We start from the raw sequence: 6,258 nt of genomic DNA, 5'->3' as shown, positions 1-6,258 counted from the left end.
GTCGTTTGACACCCTTTTCGTTGGTCGGATTTAGTTGGTGGTCTTGATATCTTAGAGCACACTTAGTCGTGACGGACTAACAACCATCCGTCACTGTTTCAATGGCATACTCATCACCTACCTGCATTGCAGTTGTGTATTTGACATAGCACTGAGTCGCTTCAATCTCACCATTAAAATCACTGCCTGTGTATCCTCGCAAATAGCTCGAACGCGTTACGATCCAATAATCAGGGGTGGTCAACGAGCCATTATTTCGTGCAGCCCACACCCATTCTTTACTCAGATCATGATAGCCTTCATCTAAAGTAAGAAATTCAACTAAACCTTGCTTGTTCACCGCGGGATAGCCAAATTGGATCGAGCCCGCCCCGTCAATGGCATAATACGCTTCGTTCTGTTTATCCAATACCACTGCCTTACTATGAGCAAGTTCCACTGCATCATGCACCGCTGCCGATACACCTTGCAGAGCAGAGGTATTAGCACTGTCTTTAAGATTGATGAATTTAGGCATCGCCACCACAGCCAAAATCGCCAAGATAACCATCACCACCACCAATTCAATCAGTGTAAAACCTTGTTTCGTTCGCTTCATCGTTGATCCCCTTTTACCAAGCGGAGTTACGGTAAAGGAGCTAAGTCAGCGGCATGTCATTGATTTGTTAGCGCAAGTCAGAATCTAAATCGTTCGCCACTAGACTGGATATGAAAATACCCGCTCAGTGGCGGGTATTGAGGATAGGTATAACACCGACTACGATCAATTATGCTTGGTTATTTTTGATCGACTCACAAAGTGGGGTTACTGGTGTGATATTAGCTTTAGCTTCTTGCCACGCCAGTTCCGCATTACCGTTACAGATCGCATCGATCATCGGTTTATGACTTAGCGCACTTTGCGACAAATCGTAATCAATGTGGGTCATACTTAAATAACTCAGCAATTGGTTAGCGATCTCACCATAGGCTTTTTCCATGCGCTTACTGCAACTCACCTCGATGATTTTACGATGCAGTTTAAAGTCAGCTTGGCTGATTGCTTGAATATCATCAGGAGCAGAAGCACATAAATCGCAATATTCTTGGAACAGCTCACTCAGGGCTTTCTTATCTTGCTCTGAAGCTTTTTCAGCCGCCATCGCCGCCGCTTGGCTTTCAAGCGCTACTCGTAGGTTGTACAGTTCCCATAAGTCGTCTTCATCAAGCATGAATACATGCCAGCCAGCGTAAGGCTTTTGCACCACAAGACCTTCGTGGGACAAGGTGTTGAGCGCCATTCGAACTGTACTGCGTGACAGCTCCAAATCCTTGGCCAGGGTGCTTTCAACAATTTTCTCGCCTTGTTCCATTTCACCGTTCACGATCTTCTCGCGAAGGTAGTCGGTGGCTTGTTCTTCTAAGCTTTGTTTATTGATTATCATTGTTTGAAGTTATCCGTTGGCCTTATCTATACACAGTCATCCTAAACTGGCATATCGAGCACATTGTCTGGGATCTGTGCGTATCATAGCAAACTCTGCTTTCCAACCGCACTACTGTAATGTGAAAACAAGTGCAACGGGTTAAATATTGAGTTGTTGCCGCCTAATGTGATGATAAATCACGCACTACCACAACCATTACCTCTTTGCTCAGCGATCTATTCTTTATCTAGCACCAATAATAAAGGCTACCCCATGGTAGCCTTTGATGTTACGCGTCACTCACTCGCCCCCTAACAACGATATGTTGCGGGAAGTGATAACGAATTATTGTTTTTCTGCCAGAATGATACGCAGTGTACGACGTAGTGGTTCTGCAGCACCCCACAGTAGTTGGTCACCAACAGTAAAGGCATTTAGGAAGTCATCACCCATCGCCATTTTACGTAAACGGCCTACAGGAACAGACAGTGTGCCCGTCACTTTTGCCGGGGTCAGCTCTTGTGCTGTAATGTCTCGCTCGTTCGGGATCACTTTAACCCAATCGTTATGCGTTGCGATGATTTCTTCAATCTCATCCATTGGTACATTTTGCTTCAGCTTAATGGTGAGCGCTTGAGAGTGACAACGCATTGCACCGATGCGCACACATGTACCGTCAATTGGCACTGGGGCATTTTGGAAGCCTAAAATCTTGTTCGCTTCAACCCCCGCTTTCCACTCTTCTTTGCTCTGACCATTATCACGCTTCACATCGATCCACGGGATCAAAGAGCCAGCCAGAGGCACACCGAACTTATCGGTTGGGAAAGAGCCACTGCGCATGGTGTCGGCCACTTTTTGGTCAATATCAAGAATTGAGCTGGCTGGATTTGCAAGCTGTGAGCTGACGGCGTCGTTCACCACACCCATTTGTGAAATGAGCTCACGCATGTTTTGTGCACCCGCGCCAGAAGCTGCTTGATACGTCATCGCGCTAGTCCATTCAACCAACCCTTTTTCAAACAGACCACCAAGGCCCATCAGCATCAAGCTCACGGTACAGTTACCACCAACAAAGGTGTTGGTGCCGCCGAGAATACCTTGTTGGATCTGTGCGTGGTTGACAGGATCAAGAGTGATAATCGAATCAGATGCCATACGTAGCGTTGAAGCGGCATCAATCCAGTAGCCTTTCCAACCCGCTTGGCGAAGTGCTGGGTACACTTGCTCGGTATAACCACCACCTTGACAGGTGATAATGGCATCTAGCTGCTTTAAACTTTCGATATCGAAAGCATCTTGCAGATTTCCTGCATCTTTATTGGCAAAAACAGGTGCCGGAATGCCAATTTGCGATGTACTGTAAAATACCGGCTCAATGAAATTGAAGTCACCTTCTTCAACCATGCGTTGCATGAGCACTGAACCAACCATGCCACGCCAACCAACTAAACCTACTCTCATCATCTACTCTCCATGTATTCTTTAAAATGGGTATTTCTCAAAAACTTCTCTTTGTCCATATTTCAATTTTCAAACAAAAATCTCAAGTGAAAAATCATTCTTTGCTACAACTTTTACGATTATTTCTACAATTTAACCATAAAACGGTCATTTATAGTATGAATTGACGGCATCCTTCCGCCCGCTCAACCGCTCGCCTTTAAAAAAACACACGTTACATCTGTAACACATAAAAATCACACCACAAAAAAGTTAACGCATCACCGAGTTAACATTAAATGAGATATTTAACTAAAAACACACCCATATTGAGCTAGATACAATACACAAATGAAACACACTCGATATATTCGTCTATTTAGGGTAAAGTCCGTGCTATCAAAAAGGAGTTAACACTCGTATCAATCACTTAGCGCAAACAGAATCATTCTGTAAGCAAATCGAACCCACAACCTTTACGCAATCACACGATTACGACCAAGTTAAAATCTTGGCCTCGGTGTCTGTTTGCCCTAAATTTTTGTCTGGTTTGCTGTGTTTTGTGATGAACGGTATTAAATAGCTAAGAGGCTCGCGATGACGCAACGTACACTTCGCCTACCAAGTTTGACACAAGTAATTGTTTCTCTTGGTTTATTCCTACTAATGGCATTTTCGTTTACCGCCAAGTTCAATTTGCCTATTCAGCTTGCGCTGTATATTGGCTGGTTCATTATTATCGTATTGGGCTTACGACTTGGGCATAAATACAAAGAGCTAGAACAAGCGGCTCTAAATGGCATTTCTAATGGTTTAGGCGCGGTACTGATCCTACTCGCCGTTGGTGCACTCGTCGGAACTTGGATTTCTGGCGGTATCGTGCCGACCATCATTTACTATGGCCTAAAAGCGATCCATCCTTCTATTTTCCTACTCGCTACCATGGTGATCTGTTCTTTAACCGCTTTGGCTACGGGCACCTCTTGGGGCGCTGCTGGTACTGCGGGTATTGCGATGATGGGAATTGGCCAAGGCCTTGGCGTACCTGCACCGATTACGGCGGGTGCTATCCTTTCTGGTTGTTACTTTGGCGATAAGATGTCACCGCTGTCTGATTCCGTGATTTTAGCTTCTTCAATGTCAAACGTTGAAGTGGTCGAGCACATTAAAGGCATGCTACCTATCGCGCTTATCAGCTACATCATCACTGGTATTCTGTTTACACTGTTCGGCTTCCACTACGCGGGTAACATCGACATGTCACAAGTAGACGGTGTGATTGCCGCGATGGATCAACAGTTCTACATCACGCCATTCTCGTTTGTTCCGGTCGTTATTGTCTTAGCTTTACTCGCCATGCGCATGCCTTCATTCCCAGTGATCAGCTTTGGTTCTTTACTGGGTATTGTTTGGGCAGTGATGATCCAAGATGTGAATTTCCTAACTGCATTTCAAACCGCATGGGAACCGTACTCGATTTTATCGGGCGTAGACTTCATCGATTCGATCTTAAACCGTGGTGGCATGTCTTCAATGCTGGGGTCGGTTGCGGTTATCGTGTTTGGTTTAGGTTTTGGTGGCTTACTAGATAAAGTGGGCGTACTAGAAACGGTGGCGAAAATGTTTGAACGTCGTGTAAACAGTGCCGGCTCTTTAGCTACCTCGACCATTGCTACCGCGTTTATGGGTAACGTCTTTGGCTCTGCAATGTACGTGTCGCTTATCCTTACGCCAAAGATTTGCGCTAAAAATTACGACCGTCTGGGCTATAAACGTAAGAACCTTTCACGTAACGCCGAGTTTGGCGGCACATTAACCTCGGGCATGGTGCCATGGAGTGATAATGGCATTTACATGGCAAGTATTCTGGGCGTCGCAACCCTCTCTTATGCGCCATTTATGTGGCTCAGCTTCGTTTGTATTATCGTGACCATCGTGACCTCGTACTTAGGCTTGTTCGTGGATAAATGCGAACCAACCGCACAAGCAAGCGAGGAAGAAGAAAGCGGCTTGCAGCAGCAAAACGCCTAACCTTTCCGTTACCGATGAAAAAAGAGCGCCTAGGCGCTCTTTTTTGTTATCCCACAATCACCTGTTAGCGACTTGTTTACTACTTTGCTTTGACAGCAGATCGTTTACCCAGCAGATAGCCTAGACCCAGTGGGGCGAAGAAAATTACGCCTATAAACAGCACAAAGTAAAGGATGGTGCTTTTGATTAACTCGATAAGTTTATCCATCGCAAGGTTCACCACCTGTTGTGAAACGTGGTCTAAATCTTGGGCAAACTTCTCTCGCTCATGGCTAATAATTAGCGCTACTTCTTGCCGCTCTCTTGCTACCATCGCCTCTAACGCTTGGCGCTCAACACTCAATTGCGCCAATCTAGCCTCGGTTTTTTGATCAATATCTTCCACGAGCGGCTGCAATTGCAATGCCATCTGCTCAGCTAAATCGCTCATGTACTCGGGGTTGTTTTGGATAAAATCGTTCAGTGCATCTGAGGTCACTTTTAAACTATCTAAAGCTTGATTAACCTGTTCAATACTGGCCGTGCTATTTAACGCCAGTAATTGCGCTTTCCACGTCATGATTTTCGGTGTTTGCTCAGAGACTAAGCTAAGGCGATCAGAAACATCCCCTATCGCTTCAGGCATTGTACCCAACGTTGTGACCGCTTCTTCTTCACTGATGTTATTGGCCTCAAGCCATGCGCGATAAGCGGGCGTACGAATTAAGCTAAGATCGGCGAAGGGGTAAGTCGCCACAAACTGGGTAACAAACTCACTTGACTGCACATACACGCTCGGTTTGAGCAGTGCTTTGGCGAGTTTATCGATCTCTTTGGCGAGATGGGCGGAGACTTGTTTCGCTTCTTCACCAATAAACAGGTCTTTTCCCCCACCTTGCGCGAAAAATTGATTCATTTGATGGGTAAATACCCATGTATCAATTAACCCTGCCATTGGCGAGAGTTGGTAAGCTGCTGCTTGCAAACCTTCTTCAGCGTTGATTTTCCATAACAAGATATAAGACTGATGGAGCTGATCTTTCGGTTCATACTGTTTATGCAGTACATCTGCCGCTTGCTCAACTTGGGCAAAGAATTGCTGAGCATATTCACGCGTCATGATACGCATATTGAGCTCTTGCTGGGTCAATGGAACGGTTTGGCTGTCAATTTTGACTTCCAATAGTGAACACCCGGAAAGCGTTACCGTGAGCGATAAAAATGCGCCTAATAAACATCGACGGAGAAACATACTGTCACCTACAACTACTTTATCTAACTTTGAACAATGCCAACCGAATTAAGTAAACCCGTTCAAAGGCTTATTGATGGTGACATAAGCCTGTTTATACATCAGTTTGCTTAAGTTTAAGTCAGAGTACCTTTAAATCACTGAGTT

At 45.2% G+C, this 6,258-nt stretch carries 5 protein-coding genes; 1 reads left to right on the top strand and 4 read right to left on the bottom strand.

Annotation, left to right across the window (positions count from 1 at the left end; genetic code table 11):
* Nucleotides 1-76 precede the first annotated feature (76 nt).
* The 3 genes from RH88_RS05155 to asd all read right to left on the bottom strand — a co-directional run bounded on the left by RH88_RS05155 (nt 77) and on the right by asd (nt 2,870).
* Complete coding sequence (locus RH88_RS05155; protein WP_005593952.1) at nt 77-598, bottom strand: type II secretion system protein; 522 nt, start codon at nt 596-598, stop codon at nt 77-79.
* A gap of 169 nt (nt 599-767) precedes the next feature.
* The gene (locus RH88_RS05150) at nt 768-1,424 is read right to left on the bottom strand and encodes a GntR family transcriptional regulator (RefSeq protein WP_005593951.1); all 657 of its coding nucleotides are present in this window, start codon (nt 1,422-1,424) and stop codon (nt 768-770) included.
* Nucleotides 1,425-1,751: 327 nt separating this feature from the next.
* On the bottom strand, nt 1,752-2,870 hold the full coding sequence (gene asd / locus RH88_RS05145) for an aspartate-semialdehyde dehydrogenase (RefSeq protein ID WP_005593950.1): 1,119 nt from the start codon (nt 2,868-2,870) through the stop codon (nt 1,752-1,754).
* Nucleotides 2,871-3,446: 576 nt separating this feature from the next.
* Between asd and nhaC the strand changes: the two genes are divergently transcribed.
* Nucleotides 3,447-4,880 carry a Na+/H+ antiporter NhaC gene (nhaC, locus tag RH88_RS05140; RefSeq protein WP_005593949.1) on the top strand — a complete coding sequence of 478 codons (1,434 nt, stop codon included), beginning with the start codon at nt 3,447-3,449 and terminating at the stop codon, nt 4,878-4,880.
* A 79-nt stretch (nt 4,881-4,959) separates the two neighbouring features.
* On the opposite strand, the gene RH88_RS05135 is transcribed toward nhaC, so the two are convergent.
* Complete coding sequence (locus tag RH88_RS05135; protein ID WP_005593947.1) at nt 4,960-6,111, bottom strand: hypothetical protein; 1,152 nt, start codon at nt 6,109-6,111, stop codon at nt 4,960-4,962.
* Between the last annotated feature and the right edge of the window lie 147 nt (nt 6,112-6,258).

Source organism: Vibrio scophthalmi LMG 19158, assembly GCF_000222585.1.
GTDB lineage: Bacteria > Pseudomonadota > Gammaproteobacteria > Enterobacterales > Vibrionaceae > Vibrio > Vibrio scophthalmi.
The sequence above is the reverse complement of the archived record's forward strand: the minus strand, read 5'-3'. Positions and strand labels throughout refer to the sequence as shown.